Annotated in this window: 22 protein-coding genes; 12 read left to right on the top strand and 10 right to left on the bottom strand. The window is 58.7% G+C overall.

The window, feature by feature from the left end; translation table 11 throughout:
* Window positions 1-12: 12 nt before the first annotated feature.
* The 10 genes from GH784_RS06255 to GH784_RS06210 all read right to left on the bottom strand — a co-directional run bounded on the left by GH784_RS06255 (window position 13) and on the right by GH784_RS06210 (window position 9,792).
* Window positions 13-747, bottom strand: a complete 735-nt coding sequence (locus GH784_RS06255; protein ID WP_111828453.1) for an ABC transporter ATP-binding protein — start codon at window positions 745-747, stop codon at window positions 13-15.
* Complete coding sequence (locus GH784_RS06250; protein ID WP_003517829.1) at window positions 744-1,613, bottom strand: ABC transporter permease; 870 nt, start codon at window positions 1,611-1,613, stop codon at window positions 744-746. The genes GH784_RS06255 and GH784_RS06250 overlap by 4 nt, the downstream gene beginning before the upstream one ends.
* On the bottom strand, window positions 1,610-2,605 hold the full coding sequence (locus tag GH784_RS06245) for an aliphatic sulfonate ABC transporter substrate-binding protein (RefSeq protein ID WP_003517827.1): 996 nt from the start codon (window positions 2,603-2,605) through the stop codon (window positions 1,610-1,612). The genes GH784_RS06250 and GH784_RS06245 overlap by 4 nt, the downstream gene beginning before the upstream one ends.
* A gap of 149 nt (window positions 2,606-2,754) precedes the next feature.
* A complete protein-coding gene (locus GH784_RS06240; protein ID WP_111828452.1) occupies window positions 2,755-4,083 on the bottom strand; it encodes an LLM class flavin-dependent oxidoreductase in 1,329 nt (442 codons plus the stop codon).
* Between the two features lie 453 nt (window positions 4,084-4,536).
* The gene (locus GH784_RS06235; RefSeq protein ID WP_111828467.1) at window positions 4,537-5,658 is read right to left on the bottom strand and encodes a sn-glycerol-3-phosphate import ATP-binding protein UgpC; all 1,122 of its coding nucleotides are present in this window, start codon (window positions 5,656-5,658) and stop codon (window positions 4,537-4,539) included.
* A gap of 41 nt (window positions 5,659-5,699) precedes the next feature.
* On the bottom strand, window positions 5,700-6,587 hold the full coding sequence (locus GH784_RS06230; protein ID WP_003517820.1) for an ABC transporter permease subunit: 888 nt from the start codon (window positions 6,585-6,587) through the stop codon (window positions 5,700-5,702).
* 10 nt (window positions 6,588-6,597) lie between these two features.
* Window positions 6,598-7,488: a carbohydrate ABC transporter permease gene (locus GH784_RS06225; RefSeq protein WP_003517818.1), complete on the bottom strand. Its 891-nt coding sequence runs from the start codon at window positions 7,486-7,488 to the stop codon at window positions 6,598-6,600.
* 75 nt (window positions 7,489-7,563) lie between these two features.
* Window positions 7,564-8,907, bottom strand: a complete 1,344-nt coding sequence (locus tag GH784_RS06220) for an extracellular solute-binding protein (protein ID WP_003517816.1) — start codon at window positions 8,905-8,907, stop codon at window positions 7,564-7,566.
* Between the two features lie 260 nt (window positions 8,908-9,167).
* Window positions 9,168-9,641: a VOC family protein gene (locus GH784_RS06215; RefSeq protein ID WP_323131469.1), complete on the bottom strand. Its 474-nt coding sequence runs from the start codon at window positions 9,639-9,641 to the stop codon at window positions 9,168-9,170.
* Window positions 9,607-9,792 carry a hypothetical protein gene (locus tag GH784_RS06210; RefSeq protein WP_076844795.1) on the bottom strand — a complete coding sequence of 62 codons (186 nt, stop codon included), beginning with the start codon at window positions 9,790-9,792 and terminating at the stop codon, window positions 9,607-9,609. The genes GH784_RS06215 and GH784_RS06210 overlap by 35 nt, the downstream gene beginning before the upstream one ends.
* A gap of 294 nt (window positions 9,793-10,086) precedes the next feature.
* Here GH784_RS06210 and GH784_RS06205 point away from each other — a divergent pair, with 294 nt between their 5' ends.
* The 12 genes from GH784_RS06205 (at window position 10,087) to GH784_RS06150 (ending at window position 23,606) form a co-directional block, all read left to right on the top strand.
* The gene (locus tag GH784_RS06205) at window positions 10,087-11,871 is read left to right on the top strand and encodes a methyl-accepting chemotaxis protein (protein ID WP_003517811.1); all 1,785 of its coding nucleotides are present in this window, start codon (window positions 10,087-10,089) and stop codon (window positions 11,869-11,871) included.
* 196 nt (window positions 11,872-12,067) lie between these two features.
* Complete coding sequence (locus tag GH784_RS06200; RefSeq protein ID WP_323131468.1) at window positions 12,068-12,961, top strand: lytic transglycosylase domain-containing protein; 894 nt, start codon at window positions 12,068-12,070, stop codon at window positions 12,959-12,961.
* Window positions 12,962-13,108: 147 nt separating this feature from the next.
* On the top strand, window positions 13,109-13,522 hold the full coding sequence (locus tag GH784_RS06195) for a hypothetical protein (RefSeq protein WP_019566437.1): 414 nt from the start codon (window positions 13,109-13,111) through the stop codon (window positions 13,520-13,522).
* A gap of 109 nt (window positions 13,523-13,631) precedes the next feature.
* Entirely contained in the window at window positions 13,632-15,506 is a 1,875-nt protein-coding gene (locus GH784_RS06190; RefSeq protein WP_112523272.1) for a sigma-54-dependent Fis family transcriptional regulator, read from the top strand.
* Between the two features lie 176 nt (window positions 15,507-15,682).
* Window positions 15,683-16,756, top strand: a complete 1,074-nt coding sequence (locus GH784_RS06185; RefSeq protein WP_013761375.1) for a 2,3-butanediol dehydrogenase — start codon at window positions 15,683-15,685, stop codon at window positions 16,754-16,756.
* 66 nt (window positions 16,757-16,822) lie between these two features.
* Window positions 16,823-18,622 (top strand): NAD(P)/FAD-dependent oxidoreductase, encoded by a 1,800-nt coding sequence (locus GH784_RS06180; protein ID WP_153793276.1) that lies wholly within the window; start codon window positions 16,823-16,825, stop codon window positions 18,620-18,622.
* Window positions 18,623-18,821: 199 nt separating this feature from the next.
* The gene (locus GH784_RS06175) at window positions 18,822-19,802 is read left to right on the top strand and encodes a 3'-5' exonuclease (protein WP_019566434.1); all 981 of its coding nucleotides are present in this window, start codon (window positions 18,822-18,824) and stop codon (window positions 19,800-19,802) included.
* A gap of 166 nt (window positions 19,803-19,968) precedes the next feature.
* Window positions 19,969-20,721: a GntR family transcriptional regulator gene (locus tag GH784_RS06170; protein ID WP_003517798.1), complete on the top strand. Its 753-nt coding sequence runs from the start codon at window positions 19,969-19,971 to the stop codon at window positions 20,719-20,721.
* Window positions 20,718-21,503 carry a transporter substrate-binding domain-containing protein gene (locus GH784_RS06165; protein WP_019566433.1) on the top strand — a complete coding sequence of 262 codons (786 nt, stop codon included), beginning with the start codon at window positions 20,718-20,720 and terminating at the stop codon, window positions 21,501-21,503. Before GH784_RS06170 ends, GH784_RS06165 begins: the two co-directional genes overlap by 4 nt.
* Before the next feature lie 72 nt (window positions 21,504-21,575).
* On the top strand, window positions 21,576-22,247 hold the full coding sequence (locus GH784_RS06160; RefSeq protein WP_003517793.1) for an amino acid ABC transporter permease: 672 nt from the start codon (window positions 21,576-21,578) through the stop codon (window positions 22,245-22,247).
* Window positions 22,244-22,903 carry an amino acid ABC transporter permease gene (locus tag GH784_RS06155; RefSeq protein ID WP_019566432.1) on the top strand — a complete coding sequence of 220 codons (660 nt, stop codon included), beginning with the start codon at window positions 22,244-22,246 and terminating at the stop codon, window positions 22,901-22,903. The genes GH784_RS06160 and GH784_RS06155 overlap by 4 nt, the downstream gene beginning before the upstream one ends.
* The gene (locus tag GH784_RS06150) at window positions 22,881-23,606 is read left to right on the top strand and encodes an amino acid ABC transporter ATP-binding protein (protein ID WP_019566431.1); all 726 of its coding nucleotides are present in this window, start codon (window positions 22,881-22,883) and stop codon (window positions 23,604-23,606) included. Before GH784_RS06155 ends, GH784_RS06150 begins: the two co-directional genes overlap by 23 nt.
* Window positions 23,607-23,662 lie beyond the last annotated feature (56 nt).

The raw sequence follows: 23,662 nt of genomic DNA, 5'->3' as shown, positions 1-23,662 counted from the left end.
TGCCGGCGCCAGTCAGATGACGTGAGCGTTGTGCAGGGCAGTCAGCACCTCGTTCTTGAGGGTGGCGAGTTGCAGCGACCTTCTGTCGCGCGGGCGCGGCTCGTCCACTTCTATCCGCTGCTGGATACGGCCGTCATGGGCACCCATCATGTAAATGCGGTCACCGAGATAAAGCGCCTCGTCAATATCGTGGGTGACGAGCAGGAAGGAAATGCCGCGCTGTTCGACGAGTTTCAGGACAAGGTCCTGCAATTTCATCCGCGTGAAAGCATCGACCGCGCTGAAGGGTTCGTCGAGCAGCAAGATGCGCGGCCGGGTATAGAGCGCTCTTGCTATGGCGACACGCTGCGCCATGCCGCCTGAAAGGGCTTTCGGTAACGCGCTGCCATGGCCGCTCAAGCCCACATCGTTGATCAGTCCTTCTACCCGCTCGACATCATATTTCTTGCCGGCCGCATAACCGATGTTTTCGGCAACTGTCAGCCACGGCATCAGGCGGGGTTCCTGAAAGACAAAGGCGATGGGCGGTGAGTCCGATGCCTGAACTTCCTTTGCCTGCTGAACCTTCACAGCGCCTGAGAAATGCCGATCGAGGCCGGCGGCGATGCGCAGCAAGGTGCTTTTTCCGCACCCACTTGGTCCGAGAAGAACCGCCGCTTCACCATCGCCGAGCGTCAGGTGAATATCCTGAAGGACAACCGTGTCTCCGAAGGCTTTTTCGCGAACATCGACATTGAGCAAACTCATCGCAGGCGCCCTCCTTGCTGAAGGGGATAAGTGTCGCGCCATCTGAGGCAACGTTCCTCGACTATCTTGAAAAGGCTGTCGGAAATCTTGCCGAGGACGGCAAGGCAGATAATCGCTATCATCACCAGATCGGGTCGGGAGAGTTCCCGCCCATCGGATAGCATGTAGCCGATGCCCTCGGAAGCCGCCAGAAGTTCCGCTGCGACAACGCTTAGCCAGGCCAGCGACAGGCCGTAACGCAAGCCCGTGAACAGATGAGGCAAGGAGGCGGGAATGAAAATCCGCCAAACCAGCACTGGCAGCGGCTGGCGATACATCTCGCCCACTTCCACCAACTTGCGGTCGACATTCCTGATGCCGGAGAAGAGGTTGAGATAAACAGGGAAAAACGCGCTTTTGGCGATCAGCACGATTTTCGAGGTTTCGCCAATGCCGAACCAGATCATCAGCAGCGGCACCCAGGCGAGGCTCGGAACCGCGCGTAGCGCCTGAAACGTCGGTTCAAGGTAACGCTCGGCGGCAACGACCAGCCCGACCAGCGAACCGACGACGATTGCAAGAAGGGAGCCAATGACGAAGCCGACAAAGACACGGGCGGTACTGGCTGCGACATTCGTCCACAAAGGACCCTCGGCGAGCCTTAGAAACGTGTCATAAAGCTCGGAGGGCGGCGGCAGCACATAGGGACTTACCCAGCCCACGCGCACAAAGAATTCCAGCAGCAACAATGAGCCGACCGGCACGATCGCGCCGCGCAGGTCGAACCGTCCCAGGAAATTCCCCACTCTTTGCACCAACGGCAGTCGGGAAGGAAGTTGTTTCGCAGTCTGCTTCACGCGCTGAAATTCGCGCGGATGGGAATTCATGCTCCCAGCGCCTTTTTCGCCGGTGCCGGATCGATCAGCGATGAAAGGACGCTGTCGACATTGACGCCAGGACGCAGCACGTCGTCGCCAAGCAACGGGGTCACGATACGGATCGAGTTCAGCAGTTCCTCGCCTGGAACAGGATCCTTCCAGTCGCGCTTTTCGATCGTCAGCTTGGTGATCTGGGGATCGTTGCCGGTGACCTTCGTGACGAAATCGATGAATTCGCCGTTGTTTTCACGGATCCATCTTTGTGTCTCGACCCAGACACCCAGGAGGCGTTCGACCGCTTTCGGGTATTTCGCCAGAAACTCCTCGGAAACGCTGAAGACGCTGCCGTCGCGCCAGCTACGCTCATCGAAAATCGCCCTGTCACCGGCAAGTTCTGCCTGGGATGTGTGTGGATCGATGCCGACCCATGCATCAACCTGTCCCTGCTGAAGCGCGTTGAATCCTTCCGGATGCTGCAGGTTCACGACCTTGAGGTCATCGATCGAAAGCTTGTTTTGGGCAAGGGCGCGCAGGAGGGTGAAATAGGGCGCGGTACCCTTGGTGACCGCAATGGTTTTGCCCTTGAGATCGGCGACGGTCTTGACCGGCGAATCCGGGCGAACCTGTATGATGGAAGAACCGCCCCAGCTTGCCACATAGATCACCTTCAGCGGCACACCATTGGCGCGGGCCAGAAACGCGGAAAGTGCTGCCGAACCGGCAAAATCCGTCGAGCCGACCTTCAGGAATTCAAGCGAATTGTTGCTTCCGCGGGATTGTACCCAGGTGATCTTCGTGCCGACATCCTTGAATGCTTCCTCAAGCCAGCCCTTGTTCTTTATCAGCAGCGTGTGTGAGGAGTAAAATCCCCAATCCAGCTTCAGCTCAGCAGGAAACTCCTGTGAGCTCTGGGCCAGCGCGCTGCCCGTGGCAAAGGGTGCTGCGAGAGCCCCGGCAATGCTGAGTTTCAGGATCTGGCGGCGAGAATGTTTAGCCTTCATAATAGTGTACCTAATTTATGTAATTTGTGTATTTAAATGGTATGGGCCGGCGTTTATGAGGTCAATCCAGCCTTCTGGAACCTCATCCCAAACTTAAGGGCGGGCGTGGAAAATCTCCCTACCGCTGGCCGGATCGGCGCGACGGCGCGTTATTCAGGGAAAAAACGACTGGCCGGACGTTGCAAACCGAGATGATCGCGCAATGTCGTTCCCTCATAGTCCTTTCTAAACAGGCCGCGCCTTTGCAGTTCGGGCACAAGCAGGGTCGTGAAATCGTCAAGTCCGGCAGGCAGGAACGGGAAGGTGACGTTGAAGCCATCCGACCCCTCTTCGTATAGCCATTGTTCCATCTCGTCGGCGATGGTTTTTGCCGTGCCGACAAATGCGAGACCCCCATAGCCACCCAGCCGCTGCGCCAGCTGGCGCACCGTCAGCCCCTCGCTCCTTGCAAGTTCGATCACCCTCTCGCGGCTGGATTTGCTTGCATTGGTTTCGGGAATGTCAGGCAAGGGGCCATCGGGATCGAAACTCGAAGCATCGTGGCCGAGCGCAATCGAAAGCGAGGCTATCGCGCTTTCATAATGGACGAGGCTGTCGAGCCTGGCGCGTTTGGCCTTGGCTTCTTCCACGCTATCGCCGACCAGAACGAAAGCGCCCGGCAGGATGACAATGCCGTCGCGGGAACGGCCTGCCGCAACGGTTCTGTCCTTGACGTCCCTGTAGAACGCTTTTCCCGCCGCAAGCGTGGGTGTTGCCGCAAAAACGACCTCGGCAGTTTCGGCTGCAAGCTGGCGCCCCGGCTCTGAAGCCCCGGCCTGAACGATGACGGGCCAGCCTTGCACCGGACGCGCTATATTGAGCGGACCGCGCACGGAAAATTCCGGTCCCTTGTGATTAAGCACATGCATTTTTTCAGGGTCGAAGAACAACCCGCTATCGACATCCCGGAGAAAGGCATCATCGGAAAACGAATCCCACAGCCCGGTAACGACGTCGTAAAATTCCCGCGCTCTTCCATAACGCTCCGTGTGGTCAGGCTGTTCGTCCCGGCCGAAATTAAGCGCCGCATCCGGATTTGCTGTGGTGACGATGTTCCAGCCGGCGCGACCATTGCTGAGGTGATCGAGTGAGGCGAAACGCCGCGCTACGTGGTAGGGTTCATCGAATGTTGTAGAGGCGGTGGCAACCAGCCCGATGCGGGAGGTGACGGCGGCGAGCGCCGAAAGCAGGGTGAAGGGTTCGAAAGACGTGACGGTATGGCTGCGGCGCAGTGCTTCCGTCGGCATGTTCAGCACCGCCAGATGATCGGCCATGAAAAATGCATCGAATTTCGCGGCTTCAAGCTGTTGCGCAAATCGCGCCAGATGGCCAAAATTGAAGTTCGCGTCCGGGAAGGATCCGGGATAACGCCACGCACCCGTGTGAAGACTGACGGGCCGCATGAAGGCGCCGAGGTGCAGTTTGCGATCGTTTGCCATTGGGCTTCACTCTTTCGTTGAAGTTTTGACCCGAGCGTTTTCTCTGTCGGCCGCCAAGGATCGAAGACCGGCTCGGTCCTCATCGCGACGATAGCCTTGCTGGCGGCTCGGTGCGGCAAAGACTATTGCGATTATGATTTCCAAACAGAAAGATTTTTCCTGAAATCATTCATTTCGCAAGATCGCTTTGCCTGCAACGGGTTTGCCTCATCGTATTGACGTAATATCCGGCAAGCGATGTGCTTCACATGGTGATCGCCAAGCAAATTTCGACGTATTTCGCGCAGTGATTCTAATGAGAAAATGTCGTAAATTCAGAATATTGGTCGATATAGCTAATCTATTGGATGATTTCGAAATCGCAGTTCGAGATCGAAAACGTCGTTTGGAAATCCGGCGTGGTTGGGACACCCCCAAACCGCGCCGGACTGATCCGTGCTCAAACGTCCGCCATCAAACTGCCAGCAGCTTTTCGTTGCCGATGCGGGTTGTCTCAATGGCACCCTCCGTTTCGATGCGCTTGCCGGTGGCCGGATCGAAAAAGTGGAGGTGGGCCGAAGGCAGTTCGAAGTGGATGCGCTGGCCGGGTTTGACCAACAGATCTTCGCCTATGGCTGCGGAGAAAGTTTCGCCGGCGATTTCCGCATGTACGATGCGGCCGGAACCCAGCTCTTCTACAAAGTCCACGGTTGCGGGCACGCCCGCACCCTCGATGCTGACCAGGCATTGTTCAGGGCGAATGCCGACTGTCACGTCGCGCCCGCGCAGCTCCAGCGCGGTCTCGGGGAAGAGTTTCACCGGCTGGCCGCCCAGCATGACGGATGGAGATTCGACCTCCACCCGCGTGTTGAAAAGGTTCATCGCCGGTGAGCCGATGAAGGAGGCTACGAAGGTGCTCGCGGGGCGGTGATAGATATCGAGCGGATGACCGACCTGCTCCACATTGCCCTTGTTCATCACCACCAGCCGGTCGGCCAGCGTCATGGCTTCCACCTGATCATGGGTGACGAAGACGGAGGTGGCCGACAGGCGCTGGTGCAGTTTGCGGATTTCGGCGCGCATCGTCACACGCAGCTTTGCATCGAGGTTGGACAGCGGTTCATCGAACAGGAATACCTGCGGTTCGCGGATGATTGCGCGGGCCATGGCCACGCGCTGGCGCTGGCCACCGGAAAGGGCGGCAGGCTTGCGTTCGAGATAGTCGGAAAGGCCAACGATCTTGGCCGTTTCCTCGATGCGGCGCAGGCGCTCAGCCTTGGGAACGCCTGCGACCTTCAGCGCATAACCGATATTGCCTGATACCGTCATATGCGGATAAAGCGCGTAGTTCTGGAACACCATGGCGCAACCGCGCTCGCGCGGCTCCAGCGTGTTGACGACGCGCCCGCCAATGGCGATTTCACCTGACGTGATATCCTCCAGCCCAGCGATCATTCGCAGAAGTGTGGACTTGCCGCAGCCCGAGGGGCCGAGGATGACGACGAATTCCCCGGTTTCGAAAGTGAGATCCACGCCGTGCAGGGTCGGGGTCTTGCCATAGGATTTGCGGACCTGCCGAATATCGATCTGAGCCATGATATTAAGAACCTTGTTGTTGAGAGCCAAGCGTCGCGTCGTCACTTGTCGGATGACACGAGACCGCGCACGAACCAGCGTTGCAGGAACGCCACGACGAGAAGCGGCGGCATGATGATGATGAGGGAACCGGCAAGCGTGACGTTCCAGTCCGGCGTGCCGTCCTCCGAAGGCAAAAGGGCACGCAACGACATCATCACCGTCTTGTAGGAGGGATCGGTGACCATCAGCAGCGGCCACAGATACTGGTTCCACGAGGACACGAAGAGAATGGTGGTGAGGGCCAGCATGTTGGTGCGCGAGAGCGGCAGCAGCACGTCGAAAAAGAAACGCACGGGGCCGGAGCCATCCATGCGCGCCGCCTCCGCAAGTTCATCAGGCAGGGTCATGAAAAACTGCCGGTAGAGAAAGGTGCCGGTGGCCGTGGCGACAAGCGGCAGCGACAGGCCCGCATAGGAATTCAGCAGGTTCCATTCGATGTTGACTTCGACACCGCTCACCAGCGCTATAAGGTAACGGAACGGCTGGAACACATCCGCTGCCACGGCATAGGTCGGAACGGCGCGAATTTCGAGCGGCAGCATCAGCGTGATGAAGACGGACCAGAAAAACAGGTGTTTCAGCGGCGAGCGGAAAAACACGATGGCGAAGGCGGTCAGAGCGGAAAGGGCTACCTTGCCCGCTGTGACGAGCGAGGCCATCACTAGGCTGTTGAACATGGCGTTGCCCAGATTGGCGCGGTTCCAGGCGGTGCTGAGATTTTTGAAAAGCTCGCCCTGCGGCATGAAGCTGAAGGGCGTGTGGTTCACCTGCTGCACCGTCTGGCTGGCGCCTGCCAATACCACGATGAAGGGGCCGATAAGAAGCAGAAGTCCCGCGACCATGACCACGTAGGTAAAGGCGTCGGCGTAGGGCGTGCGCTGTATCATCTCTCAGGCCTCACTTGTAATGGACGCGCCGCTCGATGAAGCGGAACTGGATGAAGGTGAAGACCATGATGAGGCCGATGAGGACGATGGTTTGTGCCGAGGCGCCGGAATAGTTCAGCCCTTCGAAGGCCTCGGTGACGATGCGGTAAACCATCACATCGGTGGCGCGGTTGGGGCCGCCCGCCGTCAGCGAATGCACGATGCCGAACGTGTCCTGGCCGACGAAACCCTCGGTCATCATCGTCACCATCAGGAAGAACAGCGTGGGTGCGAGCAACGGCACCTGAATGTCTATGGCGCGGCGGATCGGGCCGGAGCCATCCATCGCCGCAGCTTCCGTCAGCGAACGGGGCACGGATTGCAGGCCGGCAAACAGGAAGATGAAGGTGTAGCCCGCCCATTTCCAGATAAAGATGGCGATGACGAGCGCCAGTGCATGTTCGCCGTATTTCGCCGGGTTCCAGATATCTGGCCAGGCGGCGTTGAGTGAAGCGGCCAACCCGCGTTCCGGCGACAGGATGAAGCGGAAGGCCATGCCTGCGGCGGGACCTGCGATGGCGAAGGGCAGGATATACAGAACCCGGAAAAATCCGGAGCCGGGAAGCTGGCGGTCGACGGAGAGCGCCAGGGTGAGGCCGATGAGGATGGCGACGAAGGGGCCGACGGTCGCGAAGATCAGGCTGACGGTAACGGAATGCCAGTAGAATGGATCAGAGAAGACTTCCTGGAAATTGGCGAAACCAACGAATTCTGCCGCGCCGCCGAAGGGCGGCTGGAGGGTGAAGGCCCAGTTGATCACCGCCGCCACGGGCCAGTAGAAGAACAGGAGGATCAGTGCCAGCTGCGGCAATGCGAACAGCAGCGGCAACCATGTGCTTTTGAAAACGGCGCGCTTTTCCATGAAATATCCGAAACAGAAAATGGCATTAAGGGTTTGCCCGCGCGGAGACGGGCAAACCCAGGCGAAAAGGACCGCTTAGTTCAGCTTGGCGCCGGCATAGGTCTTTTCGAAGCGGCGCAGGCCGGCATTCGAGCGCTCGACAGCCTTGTCGAGTTCGGTCTGAATATCGGCGTTCTGCATGAAGATGGCTTCGAGCGAGGTCGAGACTTCCTTGCGGATCTGCGTGAAGCCGCCGAGGCGGATGCCGCGGGTATATTCGGACGGCGGCGTAAACGTGAGGCTTTCGATTGCCTTTTCACGGCCCTTGTAGGGCGCCTTGTCGTAGAAGCCGTTGGCCTTCATGGCGTCGAAGCCGGTCTTGGTGACCGGGATGTAGCCGGTAACGGTCGACCACCACTCAACCATATCAGGCTGCGCGATGAAGTTCAGGAATGCGGCCGCACCCTTGTATTCAGCTTCCGGACGACCAGCCATGACCCAGAGCGAAGCGCCGCCAACCAGCGAGTTGTGGCGCTCGGTGCCCTTCCAGATCGGCAGCATGGCGACGTCCCACTTCACGCCCTCAGGCATGGTCTTGCCGACGGTCCCGTGGCCCGCAATCGAGGACATGAACATCTGGCAGGTCTGCGAGGTGAAAGCGGGCAGGATGTCCATGCCGAGCTGCTTGGTCTTGACGACGAACAGCTTCTCGTCCTGCATTTTCTTGAAGAATTTGACCTGATCAACGAACTTCGTCTTGTTGATCGTCAGTTCGGCGTCGAGGCCCTGATAACCGTTGCCCTTGGTGGCGATTGGCTGGTTGTGGATGGCAGAGAACTGTTCCATCAGCATCCAGGTGTCGAAATTAAAGGCCAGCGGGCATTCGAAACCGGCCGTCTTGAGCTTCCGGGCGGCTTCTTCAACCTGTTCCCATGTGTCTGGCTTGAAGGTGATGCCGGCTTTTTCGAAAGCGGTGACATTGTAATAGAAGACCGCGGTGGAGGAATTATAGGGGAAGGAGTTCAGCTCGCCGTCAGCCGTTGCATAATAATTGGCAATGCCGGGGAAATAGTTGTTCCAGTCGATCTTGTAGCCGTTGTCGGCCATCAGCTTCTTGGCGGGAACGAAAGCCTTGGACAACATCATGTCCAGCGTGCCGGCATCGTAGATCTGGGTAATGGCGGGCTGCTTCTTGGCGCGGTAGGCGGCAATGGTGTTCTGCAGCGTGGCGTCGTAGTCGTTCTGCGACGTGCAGACGATTTCGAATTCAGCCTGGGAGTCGTTGAACTTCTTGCAGGTTTCCTGAACGCGGTCGCCGAGATCGCCGGAAAGGCCGTGCCAGAATTCGAATTTGGTCTTTTCTGCGTGGGCAGCCGTGGCGCCGAAGGCGGCGGCAATGGCAACGCCTGCCACGAAAGAGGTCAGAGCGGAAGATTTCATAAGTTGAGCCCCGTTGATGGAGTAATGGCATGACCGGCGAGGACGTCACGTCCCCAACACGAAGCCACGGGCTCTGCTAGCAGCCGTCTTTGACGGATCGCTTACACTTTGTTGAACGTTTTGTGATGAGTGAAGGTACAGGCGCGCATAGGCGTCCAGGGAAAATCAGATAAACGGGTTTTATCTGATTTTCCGTTGCTTTTCAGTTCTTTACTTGAAATGTCTTTCTTCGCTACTTGTCGCTGAATGACTTGTTAGCATCAACCCCGACGTGCCGCCTCGATGGTGGCGACGTCGATTTTCTTCATATCCATCATTGCCGCGAAGGCACGTTTGGCCTCGGCGCAGCCGGCGGACATTGCTTCCATCAGCACCCGCGGGGTGATCTGCCAGGAGATGCCCCATCGGTCCTTGCACCAGCCGCAGGCACTTTCTTCTCCGCCGTTGCCGACGATGGCATTCCAGTATCGGTCCGTCTCTTCCTGATCCTCAGTCGAAATCTGGAACGAGAAAGCCTCGGTGTGCTTGAATGTCGGCCCACCGTTGAGGCCGATACAGGAGACGCCTGCCACCGTGAATTCCACCATCAGCACGTCCCCCTCCTTGCCGGAGGGGTAATCGCCCGGCGCCCGATAGACGGAATTGACGGTACTGTCGGGAAAGGTCTCGGCATAAAATCTGGCTGCGGCCTCGGCATCCCTATCGTACCAGATGCAGATCATGTTCTTCTTCACGGCGTGTTCCTCCCAAAAGAAAGCCCCATTCGGTAAACAATGTCGCCATGCGCCGATCGTTCCGAAAGGAGGCGGGAAGGTGCAATTTTGCAAAGGAATAAGGGTTGTGCGTCATGACGGTGCCGGCGCGATGATCAAACACGACGCGCATGGATATTTAAATCCAGCTCCTCACCCTTCGGCGATAGGCATCATATGCCGGGCCCAGCCGCGCCCGTTCTGAAGAATAAATATGAAACAATGTCTCTTTGTAACGTGAAGCGCGTGCTTGACCTAATATGCAGATTTTTGCGGCAGGAAGACGCGTATTGCCCAAATTTCGCCCGTACCATCAACTCGCGTGATCAACGTCAAGATTATCCTTAAATATTATTTAATAATGTAATCATATTGTTGGTGAACGATTTTCAGTAGAAACCGTCCAGCTGCCATCGGAGGATCGCGCGTGAGTTTTCTTGATCGTGGTGCCAATGCTTTCGCGGTTCTTGCCGCGCTCTCCAAATCTCAAGCCATCATCGAATTTGATATGGCCGGAAAGATTCTCGCCGCCAACGAGAATTTCTGTCGTGCGCTCGGTTACGAGCTGGCGGAAATAGTCGGCAGACATCACAGCATGTTCGTTGAACCTGAAGTCGTGTCATCGCAGGACTACAAGGCCTTCTGGTCAAAGCTTTCGGCCGGCCAGTTCGATCAGCGGCAGTACAAGCGCATTGGCAAGGGTGGCAGGGAAGTCTGGATCGAGGCCTCCTATAATCCGGTGTATCGTCGCGGCAAGCCGGTGAAAGTGGTCAAGATCGCCACGGATATTACCGAGCGCAAGCTGAAGGCGGCGGAAGATGCGGGCAAGATCGACGCCCTGTCGCGGGCGCAGGCCATCATCGAGTTCTCTCCGAACGGCGAGGTCCTGACGGCCAACGAGAATTTTCTGGCGGCGCTCGGCTATTCGCTCGCCGAGGTGCAGGGAAGGCATCATTCGATGTTCTGCGAACCCGCCTACACACAGTCCCCGCAATATGCGCAATTCTGGAAAAGGCTTGCCGGCGGCGATCTGGTGGCGGATGAATTCATGCGGCTTGGCAAGGGCGGTCGCAAGGTTTTCATTCAGGCCTCCTATAATCCGATCTTCGATTTGTCCGGCAAGGTGTTCAAGGTTGTCAAATTTGCCACCGACGTGACCGGACGTGTTGAAAATGTCGAAAAGCTCGCGCAGTCCCTGACCAATCTGGCTGACGGTGATCTTTCGCAGAGCATCGACAAACCCTTTATCCCCTCGCTTGAAAGATTGCGGTCCGACTTCAACGCAGCCTCGAAAAAGCTCAAGAAGGCCATGACGCTGGTCTCTGAAAATGCCGGCGCCATTTCTTCGGGGTCGAATGAAATAAGATCCGCGGCCGACGATCTCGCCAGACGTACGGAACAGCAGGCCGCCTCTATCGAGGAGACGGCTGCGGCCCTCGAGGAGATCACCACCACCGTCAATGATTCAAGCCGCCGGGCGGAAGAGGCTGGAAAAATCGTCGGCCGTGCCCGCGACCACGCCGAACATTCAGGTCAGGTTGTGCGCGATGCGATCAGTGCCATGGACCAGATCGAAAAATCGTCGCGTGAGATTTCGAATATTATCGGCGTTATCGACGAGATTGCCTTTCAGACCAATCTGCTTGCGCTGAATGCAGGCGTGGAAGCTGCCCGCGCAGGCGAAGCAGGCAAGGGTTTTGCCGTGGTCGCGCAGGAAGTTCGCGAACTTGCGCAACGCTCGGCGACGGCCGCAAAGGAAATCAAGAGCCTGATCAACGCGTCTGGTACGCAGGTTGAAAACGGCGTTGGCCTTGTTACCAAAGCGGGCTCTGCCTTGCAGGAAATCGCGGAACAGGTGCGCGACATCAACACAAATGTCGTAGCGATCGTCGATGCCGCGCGCGAACAGTCGACCGCGCTCGCCGAGATAAATCAGGCGGTCAACACCGTTGACCAGGGAACGCAGCAGAACGCCGCGATGGTTGAGGAGCAGACGGCTGCCAGCCACAGCCTTGCACGGGAAGCGGCAGCGTTGTTTGAGCTTTTAGGGCAATTCCGGTTCGATGACGCATCGCACTCGACATCGTCGTCGCGGAGCGGCTTCGAGCAGCAGGCTACCTTTGCCACTCCGCGTCGCCCGGCATCCCGCCCGCTTGCGGTGCGCGGTTCCGCTGCAGTTGCCGTCGAACATGAGGATTGGCAGGACTTCTAAGCACACAAGATGGCCTTGCCGACGCGGAAATGCGACCTTTATTCTGGACGCATGGAAGCCTCGGCAAGGCCCAAACCGAAGCTTCCATTGAAGAAGAGCCATAGGTCTGGGCATATCTTGCAGAATGCCTGATAATCGGCGTATCGGGCGTGGGATTTGCGGGGAGTTTTGCTTGGCGGGGATATCGACACGCTGCGTGAGTCTTGCTCTGTGGTTGCTGGCGCTTGCCAGTGGCACGACCGGGGCCGAGGAGAAGGCCGATGGCAAAGTCTCCTGCGCCTACACCCATGATGTCGCGCCGGAATTGTGCATCCGTGTCGAAAGCTACAATAACGACCTCTGTCACGCCATCGAGGTTCTGGCCGGGCGCCACGCCGTTCCGCCGGATTACTTCGCCCGGCTCATCTGGCGGGAAAGCCTGTTCCGGGCCAATGCGGTCAGCCCGAAGGGCGCGGAAGGCATAGCACAGTTCATGCCTGGAACCGCAAAGCTGCGTGGTCTCAAAGACAGCTTCAACATAATCGCCGCACTCGAGGCCTCTTCCCGGTATCTGTCCGAGTTGAATAAGCAGTTTGGCAATTTCGGTCTCGCCGCCGCAGCTTATAATGCGGGCGAGGCGGGATTGCGGAATTTTATCGCGACCGGTCGGCTGCCGACGGAAACCCGGGATTATGTGTTTGCGATAACGGGATATCCGGTTGAGAAATGGAAGGACAACCCGCCGGAAAAGGCGGCCCCGGCATTGGATGAGACCCGCTCTTTCATCGATGCCTGTCTGCGTCTGGCCGATACGCGAACGATGAACGATCCTGTACTCATCTCGTCGGCCGACTGGGCGCCCTGGGGCGTGCAGCTTGCCGCGCATTATAATCCGGCGGTGGCGAACCGGCTTTTTACCCGCGCCATTGGCCAACTATCCGGGCCGCTTAATGCCGAGCGGGCTTTGATCGTGCGGCAGCGAGGCGGCAATTTCGGTTCGCGCCCGCGTTATGCCGCCCGCATCGGCCGCAATACACGCGCCCAGGCCAACGAGCTTTGCGGCGAAATCCGCCAGGCCGGCATTCCCTGCACCGTGTTCCGCAACAGATGAGAACACCTGTATGACCCTGTCGATCATAACAAGTTGATCAGCATCTGGGTCGCACCTCCTTTCAGAGCAAAATTATCGAGCCTAGATTGCAACGCTGACGACGGAACGTGTCGGCTGATGGTATTCTGTGAGGGAAGAAAACTGAAAATGAGATGGCTTGAAACGGGATGTCTGGTCGGCGTGCTGGCCGCCATTTCTGGGTGCGCCACGACCGGGCAGACGGACGCATCGCAAACGGTGGCGAGCCTCGTGGGCCAGCCCCTGGATGCGGCTATCGCCAGACTCGGCCGTCCTAACAAGGTGATCATCGACAAGGGCGCGACGGAATCCTATTGGCTGAAGGTGGATGTTGAGACCTATGCCGGCCTCTCCAACAAGCGGGAAATCCGCACCTTGAACGGGCAGGTGCGGATATCGGAAACGGAAGGCATGAAGATCAAGGAGCATCGCCGCGACTGCATCATCAAGATCACCGCGGATCCCGCTTCCACCATCAAGACCAGCGAAATCATCGGCAATCCGGCCAATTGCGAGAACATTATCAATCGCCCAAACACCTGAGGCGGTCGCATTCGAGACTGTTACATCGCTTCGAACGACCGAACCACCGTAAGAGGTGGATTGTGGGCGATCTCCTAATATGCGACCATTCGTGCCGGAGGATGCGTGCATGGTATCGACGCTGTCGCATATACGAGAGATCGAACGTGTCGGCATGGGCGCGGTCAGCCCCCGTGATACGCCGGTCATCCAGTCCTGGCTGCGCTGCCTCAATGACTACAAGCTCGACCCAACGATCGCGCAGGAAGCCTATATCGTGCCCGAGCTGAAGCTTCGGGAGCATCGCGAGCAGGCCGAGGAGCTCATCCGTATCGGCCGCTCCGGTCTCGAAGCCCTGTTCAACCAGATTGCCGAGCAGAATTACGTCCTGTTGCTGTCGGATGCCCGCGGCGTTACCGTCGATTTCATGGGCGACCCGACCTTCGACAACCAGTTGCGGAGGGCGGGGCTTTACCTTGGCTCGGAATGGTCGGAAAACCGGGCCGGCACCTGCGCTGTTGGCGCCTGCCTCGTTTCCGGCGAGCCGGTGATCATCCATCAGGATGACCATTTCGATACCAGCCATATCGGGCTGACCTGCACTGCGGCGCCCGTCTTCGATACGCTCGGCGATCTCACCGCCGTGCTCGACATTTCCCAGCTGCGCTCGCCGACGGCCAAGGCCAGCCAGCAACTGGCGCTGCATCTCGTTGCCTCCACCGCGCGGCGCATCGAGCTTGCCAATCTCATGACCCGCACCCGCAATGACTGGGTGTTGCGTCTTGCCCGTTCACCTGAGTTTCTTGACGTCGATCCCGATGCGGCGATCGCCCTTGATGGCAGCGGACGTATCACCGGCATGACCCATGGTGGCTTCGGGGCGCTGGCGCGCTCCATGAACATGCACGGCCTTGCCACCCGCGATTTTCTCGGCCAGCCGATTTCCTCGGTCTTCGATATCGATGTGGACGACCTGCCGCGCTTTATGCGCGGGCGGCCGAATGGCGAGCGGCTTTTGCGCGCCCGCAACGGTCTGGTGCTTTTTGCCAGCGCGATCGCGCCCGCCGTCAGCATTCGCGCTCCTGTCACGCCTGAGCCACGCTTGCCGCGAGCGCTGAGGGACATGAGCAACGGCGATCCGGCGATGGAAAAGGTGCAGGCACGGGCAGCAAAGCTTGCCGCCCGCGATATTCCCATCCTCATTCAGGGTGAGACGGGCAGCGGCAAGGAATATCTGGCACGGGCGATCCATGACAGCTGCAACAGCGACGGTAATTTCGTTGCCGTCAATTGTGCGGCAATCCCGGAGCATCTGATCGAATCCGAATTGTTCGGTTACACACCCGGTGCCTTCACCGGCGCCAGCCAGAAGGGCAAGCGCGGTCTCATCGAGGAGGCAAGTGGCGGCACTTTGTTCCTGGATGAGATTGGCGACATGCCGCTCTCTCTTCAAAGCCGCCTGTTGCGCGTGCTTTCGGAAAACGAGGTGCAGCCGGTTGGCGCATTGAAAGCCAAGCCGGTGCGTCTGAGAGTACTGTCCGCATCGCACCGCGATCTTGCCGAGCTGGTGAAGGAAGGCCGTTTCCGGCAGGACCTCTATTATCGCCTGAACGCCGCAACGGTGACGCTGCCGGCGCTGCGGGAGCGCGAGGATCTCGGCTGGCTGATCGATCAGTTTCTCCGCCGCATCGAGAAGGAAAACGGCGAGACCTACAGGATCGATAAGGCGGCACGGGCAATTCTGCTTGACCATGACTGGCCGGGCAATCTGCGCGAACTTTTCAATGCACTGCGGGTTGCAGCCGCGCTTTCCGATGGCGGCAAGATCGATCCGGGTTGCCTGCCTGAACACCTCTTTGCCGAAGTCTCCACCGATGATGCATTACGCGATGACGACGATCTGCGCCGGGCGCTGAAGGACTGCGGCAACAACGTCTCGGCGCTGGCGCGAAGCCTCGGCGTCAACCGCTCCACCATTCACCGCCGTCTCAAACGCCTGAATTGACTGCGTCCGAACCGGTGCGACCATTGCAACACCTGTTGCACGGAACCTGTTGCATTCTGCCGGCGAGCCTCAGAGCTGAATTTGTAACCAATTGAAAATACTTCAAGATATGGCGCAAGCCATTCTGGCATGCCGCTTGCTGATCCTTCTGTGCAAGAACTACAGGAGGAAATGCAATGAAAGCACTGCGCTTTCACGCCGCCAAGGACCTACGCATCGAGGATGTGGATATGCCGCCCGAGCCCGGACCGGGTGAGGTGCTCGTCGAAAACAAGTTCTGCGGCATCTGCGGCACGGACCTGCACGAATATGCCTATGGCCCGATCTTCGTGCCGAAGGAGCCGCATCCTTTCACCGGCGCGCACGGGCCGCAAATTCTCGGTCATGAATTCGGCGGTGTCGTCAAGGCCGTAGGCGAGGGCGTTAGCCATGTAAAGCCCGGCGACCGGGTATCGATCCAGCCGCTCATCATGCCGCGCCATGGCGACTATTATGCTGATCGCGGTCTTTATCACCTGAGCACAAATCTCGCTCTCGCCGGTCTGTCCTGGCATTCCGGCGGCATGGCGCAGGCCGCTCTTCTCAACGACTATAACGTCCAGCCGATACCCGATGCGCTTTCCGATCAGGAAGCGGCCCTCATCGAGCCGACAGCAGTCGCGGTTTATGCCTGCGATCGTGGCGGTGTCACGGCCGGCAGCAGCGTGCTTGTGACCGGTGCCGGGCCGATCGGCATTCTCGTCGCCATGGCGGCCAGGGCGGCCGGTGCCTCGCAGATATTTCTTTCCGATCTCAACGACACGCGTCTGGCGCTGGCGCGGGCGGCGCTTGGCGAGGTGCGCACGATCAATCCCAAGACGGAAAAGGTGGGCGATGTCATCCGCGCCGAGACCGAAGGCAATGTTGGCTGCGATGTCGCCATCGAATGCGTCGGCAATGAATATGCGCTGAAGAACTGCGCCGATGCAGTGCGCAAGCAGGGCGTTGTGGTGCAGACCGGCCTCCACCCCGGCGAAAACCCGCTGAACTGGTTCGACGTGACTTTCAAGGACATCGATATCCGCGGCTCCTGGGCCTATCCGACTCACTACTGGCCGCGTGTTGCCCGGCTGATTGCCAGCGGCCAGATCCCGGCGAGCCGGATCGTTACCAAAAACGTCTCACTCAGCGAGGCGGTCACGGAAGGGTTCGACCAGCTGCTCGACCCGGCCGGCAAGCATCTGAAGATCCTGATCGACCTGTCGCGATAGGCCGATTTGAAGTGCGGGGCGGTTGAGGAGCCGTCCCGTTTCCACATTGAGCAGGAGGAGGAATACATGCTCGACAAGACCCCCACCACGCGCCTTCAGGCGCTTCTCGATACGTTCGGGGCAGCACTCGAAGCTGGCCGCATCGATGATGCCGTTAATCTGTTTGCCGAGGATTGCTACTGGCGCGACCTCGTTGCCTTTACCTGGAACATCAAGACCGTTGAAGGTCGCGATCAGGTGCGCGACATGCTGCAGGCGCAGCTTTCGACTGCCAGACCCACAAACTGGCGCATCGCTACCGGCGAGGAGGCGACGGAGGCGGATGGTGTGCTTGAAAGCTGGATCACCTTCGAGGCGGCGACAGGGCGCGGCTACGGCCTCGTGCGCTTCAGGAACGGGCAGATATGGACGCTGCTGACGGCGCTTTCCGAACTGAAGGGCCATGAGGAAAAATCGGGCTTCACCCGCCCGCTCGGCGCAAGGCACGGCCAGAACCTTGGTGCCAAAACCTGGATGGAGGAGCGCGAGGAGGAAGCGCGCACGCTCGGTTATGACAAGCAGCCCTATACCGTCATCATCGGCGGTGGACAGGGCGGCATCGCGCTCGGCGCCCGGTTGCGCCAGCTCGGCGTGCCGACGATCATACTCGAAAAGAACGAGCGGCCGGGTGACAGCTGGCGCAAGCGCTACAAGTCGCTCTGCCTGCATGACCCGGTCTGGTACGACCATCTGCCTTACATCGATTTTCCGAAGAACTGGCCGGTCTTTGCCCCCAAGGACAAGATCGGTGACTGGCTCGAATTCTACACCAAGGTGATGGAACTGAACTACTGGACCCGCTCCACTGCCAAATCCGCCAAGTGGGACGAGGCGGCGAAGGAATGGTCGATCGTCGTCGATCGCGATGGCGAGGAAGTCGTGCTCCGGCCAAAGCAACTGGTCTTTGCCACCGGCATGTCCGGCAAGGCTAATATTCCGGATTTCAAGGGGCGCGAGCGCTTCAACGGCGATCAGCACCATTCCTCGCAGCATCCGGGGCCGGATGGGTACAAGGGAAAGAAGGTCGCCGTGATCGGTTCCAACAATTCGGCCCATGATATCTGCGCCGCACTCCACGAAGCGGGTGTCGATGTGACCATGATCCAGCGCTCGACGACCCATATCGTCAAATCCGATACGCTGATGGATATAGGGCTCGGTGCGCTCTATTCCGAACAGGCCCTGGCGAATGGGGTGACGACGGCGAAGGCCGATCTCATCTTCGCGTCGCTGCCCTACCGGATCATGCATGAGTTCCAGATCCCGCTTTACGACAAGATGAGGGAGCGCGACGCTGATTTTTACGCCGCACTGGAAAAAGCCGGGTTCCAGCTAGACTGGGGTGCGGATGGCTCGGGCCTCTTCATGAAGTACCTGCGGCGCGGCTCCGGTTATTATATTGATATCGGCGCCTCGCAGCTGATCATCGATGGCAAGGTGAAGCTTGCCGCCGGTCAGGTGGACGAGATCACCGAAAATTCGATCAAGCTCGCTGACGGCAAGGAGATCCCTGCTGACGTCATTGTCTATGCGACGGGATATGGTTCGATGAATGGCTGGGTCGCCGATCTCATCGATCAGGAAACGGCAGACAGGGTCGGCAAGGTCTGGGGTCTCGGTTCGGATACGCCGAAAGACCCGGGGCCGTGGGAAGGCGAGCAGCGCAACATGTGGAAGCCGACGCAGCAGGAGGCGCTGTGGTTCCACGGCGGCAACCTGCACCAGTCGCGGCATTATTCGCAATATCTCGCCTTGCAGTTGAAGGCGCGCATGGAGGGGCTCCCTACACCTGTCTATGCATTGCAACCGGTTCACCACACACGCTGACCACGGGTATTTCGATCGATAAAGGTAATGCAGAAAGGGGGCGGAACATTCCGCCCCTTTTCTGAATCCAATGCGGGCAATGCCAAACGGACGCCGCCCGGTTTCTGTGGATCACGGCAACCGCTGTTGTTAGTGTGAGCCTCTGCGCATATGTTGGAAAACTCAATATCGATTTCCGGCCAAAGCGGACAGAAGAACAATGACCTCCCAGTTGGATTTTTTTGCTTCCGCGACGGTGCGGCTTCCTCAGGCTGAGCGCGGGCGAAAAGCGGGTGGTCGTGAAACGATGCAGAAATCGGTTCCTGATGATGAGGCCTTGGTCGGATATCTCGAATCCACAGGCAATTACCGCGTCCTGCGCAAGTTGCAGCCGCGCGCGATATGCGAGCAGCCGCGACCGGGGTTTCCACGTCAGGGCGTGATCCTCGACACCGAGACCACGGGCCTCAACCACCGAACTGACGAGATCATCGAAATCGGCGTCATTACCTTCACATTCGACGATCAGGGCACGATCGGCGATGTCACCGGGGTCTATGGCGGTCTGCGACAGCCGGGCACTTCCATTCCGGAAGAAATCACGCGCCTGACGGGTATCACCGATGAAATGGTTGCCGGACAGACGATAGACATCGACCGGCTGACCTCCCTGGTTGAAGGTGCTGATCTGATCATTGCCCACAATGCCGGCTTCGATCGTCCGTTTTGCGAGGCCTTCTCGCCGATCTTCCGCAATAAGGCCTGGGCCTGCTCCGTCTCTGAGGTTGACTGGAGTGGTCGGGGTTTTGAGGGCAGCAAGCTCGCCTACCTCATCGGGCAATCCGGCTATTTTCATGACGGCCATCGAGCAGTCGACGATTGTTTTGCTCTGCTGGAGGTGCTGGAACAGGTACGCGCCGGCCAAAGCGGGACGCCCTTCATGGAACTCCATGAAGCCAGCCAGCACTCCCGGGTTCGCATTTACGCGGAGAACAGCCCGTTCGACATGAAGGATCATCTGAAAAAGCGGGGCTATCGCTGGTCTGATGGTTCCGATGGCCGGCCCAAATCCTGGTGGGTGGAACTGGCGGAGGAAAAGCTCGAGGAAGAGCTGCATTTCCTCCGAACCGAAATTTACCGCTGGGACGCCGATCCCACGGTCAAGTATCTGACGGCATTCGATCGGTTCAAAGCCGGTTAGAGAGAAACCGCGACGGCCATACCGTCAAGTTTGCACAGCTCTGCGTTTTTTTTGATGTTTGTCGATTTTCTTGCTCAAAATTTGAGCGAGTACGCGCGAGCTTTTTCGCGGCATTTTGATTTTAAAACAATATCTGTTCTGGCACGGGCCTTGCTTTCAGTCTTGTATGCAAGATTTACATACCAAGCAGGACCGTCAGATAAACATCGAAGAAGCCATCGTTTCCGGCATTCTTTCGGCGCGCATCCGGCCGGGCACGCGGCTCAGCGAAAATCAGCTGGCTGGACTCTTCTCCGTTTCACGTACGCGGGTACGGGAGGCGATGATGCGGCTGGAAACACGTGGCATCGTCCATGTCAGCGCGCGGCGAGGGTGGTTCGTCGTCGAGCCCTCCGCCGAGGAGGCGATGACCATCTATGAGGCGCGGCGGATTATCGAATCCGGATTGCTTCGCAGCATGCGGATGCTGTCGGAGGAGGGGCGCAAGGTCCTCGTCGCGCATCTTGAGGAAGAGAAAGTCGCAATAGCCGCAGGTGACCGCCAGCGCCTTACCTGCCTCATGGGCGATTTTCATATCCGCATCGCCGAGCTTTGCGGCAATGCCGTGCTCATCGAGCTGCTACGCGATCTGACCGCCCGGACAATTCTGATCTCCATGCTCTACCAGTCGGAGTTTCATGCCCTCCAGTCCCATGAGGGGCATTGCCGTATCTTCGACGCGATGGCTGCGGGCGATTTCGTGAGGGCGGCGGAGCTTTCCATCGAGCATCTGGACGAGGTGGAAACCGGCCTCGACCTCACTCGACGCCCCGATCCTCTCGCCGGCCTTCGCCGGTCGCTCGCCCTACCGGAAATGAATGGCGGCGATCCGGATAAAATTCACATGCAACACAATCAACACAAGGAGAATGACATATGATCTTCAGACGGACCCTCATCGCTGCCGCCGCCATGGCTGCCGCCTTTGGTTTTTCCGCGCCCGCCAAGGCGGATGCCCTTGCCGACATCACCGCACGCGGCACGCTGCGTGTGGCCGTACCGCAGGATTTCCCGCCCTTCGGCAGCGTTGCTGCTGATATGACCCCGCAGGGTTATGACATCGACATGGCCAAGATGATCGCCGACAAGCTGGGCGTGAAGGTGGAACTCGTCCCGGTCACCAGTGCCAACCGTGTTCCCTATCTCCAGACCAACAAGGTCGATCTCGTTATCTCCAGCCTCGGCAAGAATCCAGATCGTGAAAAAGTTATTGATTTCTCTGATGCTTACGCGCCTTTCTTCAACGGCGTTTTCGGCCCGGCCGACGTCGCGATCTCCAAGGCCGAAGATCTTAAGGGCAAGACCATCGCCGTCACGCGCGGTGCCGTCGAGGACCTGGAACTGACGAAGGTCGCGCCTTCGGACGCCACCATCAAGCGTTACGAGGACAATAACGGCACCATCTCGGCCTTCCTTTCGGGCCAGGTGGAAGTTGTCGCGACCGGCAACGTGGTTGCAGCCGCCATCCTCGCCAAGAACCCGCCGAAGCGTCCGGAATTGAAGTTCCTCATCAAGAACTCTCCCTGCTACATCGGCCTCAACAAGAACGAGCCGGCCTTACTGGAAAAGGTCAACGCCACCGTAGCTGCAGCCAAGGCCGACGGCTCGCTGAATGCGATCGCCACCAAGTGGCTTGGCCAGGATCTGCCGAAAGATCTTTGATCATCGTTTGCCATGGTCATCCCGGATCCGCCGGGATGACGCCTTTCTCCACCGGCGCAAGGGGACTGTTTCTTGAGCTATCAATTTGATTTCCTGTGGCTTGGCGAATATTGGCCACAAATTGCCAAAGGCATCGCCATTACCAGCCAACTCACGCTGGTCGGCGGCGTGGTCGGCGTTTCACTTGGCATCGCCTGCGCCTGGGCCCGGGCGCTCGGACCTTCATGGTTGAAGCCCATCGTCGGCACCTATGTGGAGCTCATCCGCAATACGCCTTTTCTGATCCAGTTGTTTTTCATCTTCTTTGGCCTGCCTTCACTTGGTTTCAAGCTTACAGAGCTGACCGCGGCCAATCTGGCGATGATCGTCAATCTGGGCGCCTATAGTTGCGAGATCATCCGCGCCGGTATTCAGGCGACGCCGAAGGGCCAGTTCGAGGCGGGCGCGAGCCTTGCCATGACGCGCTTCGAAACGTTTCGCCATGTGGTGCTCACACCTTCGCTGCAACGCATCTGGCCGGCGCTTTCCTCGCAAGTGGTGATCGTCATGCTCGGCTCGGCCGTCGTCTCGCAGATTGCGGTGGAAGACCTGACCTTTGCGGCGAACTTCATCCAGTCGCGCACGTTCCGCGCCTTCGAAGCCTACATCCTGTCAACTGTCATCTACCTGCTGCTCGCCATCTTGTTGCGGCAGGGCATGCTGGCGCTCGGCAGCTTTCTTTTCCCGAGGAGGGCGGCACGATGACTGAATTCACCTTTTGGGACATTCTGCGCAACCTGCTGCTCTCCACCCGCTGGACGCTGTTGCTATCGCTCGTTTCCTTCATCGGCGGCGGTATGGTGGGCATCGTGCTTCTGTGGTTGCGCATCAGCCCGCGCCGGGCTTTGAACCGCGCTGCCCGCATCTATATCGAAGTCTTTCAGGGCACCCCGCTGCTAATGCAGCTTTTCATCGCTTTTTTCGGCCTCGGTCTCCTCGGGGTTGATGTTCCGGCCTGGCTTGCGGCTGGCGTGGCGCTTATCCTCTGGACCGCTGCCTTCCTTGCGGAAATCTGGCGTGGCTGCGTTGAGGCGATTGCGAAGGGCCAGTGGGAGGCGTCCGCCAGCCTTGCCATGGGCCGCCTGCAACAGATGCGTTACGTCATCCTGCCGCAGGCGCTCAAGATCGCCATTCCGCCAACGGTCGGTTTTTCCGTGCAGGTCGTCAAGGGCACAGCACTCACCTCCATCATCGGTTTCGTTGAACTGTCCAAGGCCGGCACGATCGTCACCAATGCCACCTTCCAGCCCTTCACCGTCTATGGGCTGGTTGCTCTCATCTATTTCGCCCTCTGCTGGCCGCTGTCGAAATCCAGCCAGTTCCTAGAAAGGAAGCTCAATGTCGCTCATCGAAATCACTGAAGTCCACAAGAGCTTTGGCGACAATGAGGTGCTGAAGGGCATAAATCTGGATGTCGAACCCGGCGAGGTGATCGCCATCATCGGCAAAAGCGGCTCTGGAAAATCGACGCTGCTTCGCTGCATCAACGGACTGGAGACGATCAGCGCCGGCTCGATCCAGGTGGCAGGTGCGCAGTTGCTGGACGATGAGCTGCATCTGAAGGCATTGCGGCTGAAGGTCGGCATGATCTTCCAGCAATTCAACCTCTTTCCGCATCTGACGGCCGGCGGCAATGTCATGCTTTCGCAGATGGTGGTGAAAAAGGTCACCAAGCCGGAGGCCGAGGTGACGGCGCGCAGGATGCTGGAGCGTGTCGGGCTGGCGCACAAGTTCGATGCCTATCCGGATGAACTGTCCGGCGGCCAGCAGCAGCGCGTGGCGATTGCCCGCGCCCTTGCCATGCAGCCTATCGCCCTTCTCTGTGACGAGATTACCTCGGCGCTCGACCCCGAACTCGTGTCTGAGGTGCTAGCCGTCGTGCGCGAACTGGCAAAGGAAGGCATGACCCTGTTGATGGTGACGCATGAAATGAAGTTTGCCCGCGACGTCTGCTCGCGCGTCGTCTTCATGCATCAGGGCCGCGTGCACGAGATCGGCCCGCCGGAAGATGTTTTTGCCAATCCCCAGACGCCGGAACTCAAGCAGTTCCTTGGCATGATCTAAGCACAGTACCGACGCACGCGACCGGAGCGGTGCGTGCGTCGGCAGTAGCCTTTGTG

Source organism: Agrobacterium tumefaciens (genome assembly GCF_009649785.1).
In the GTDB taxonomy this organism is placed as follows: domain Bacteria; phylum Pseudomonadota; class Alphaproteobacteria; order Rhizobiales; family Rhizobiaceae; genus Agrobacterium; species Agrobacterium tumefaciens.
This window is presented reverse-complemented; position numbering and strand designations above follow the sequence as displayed.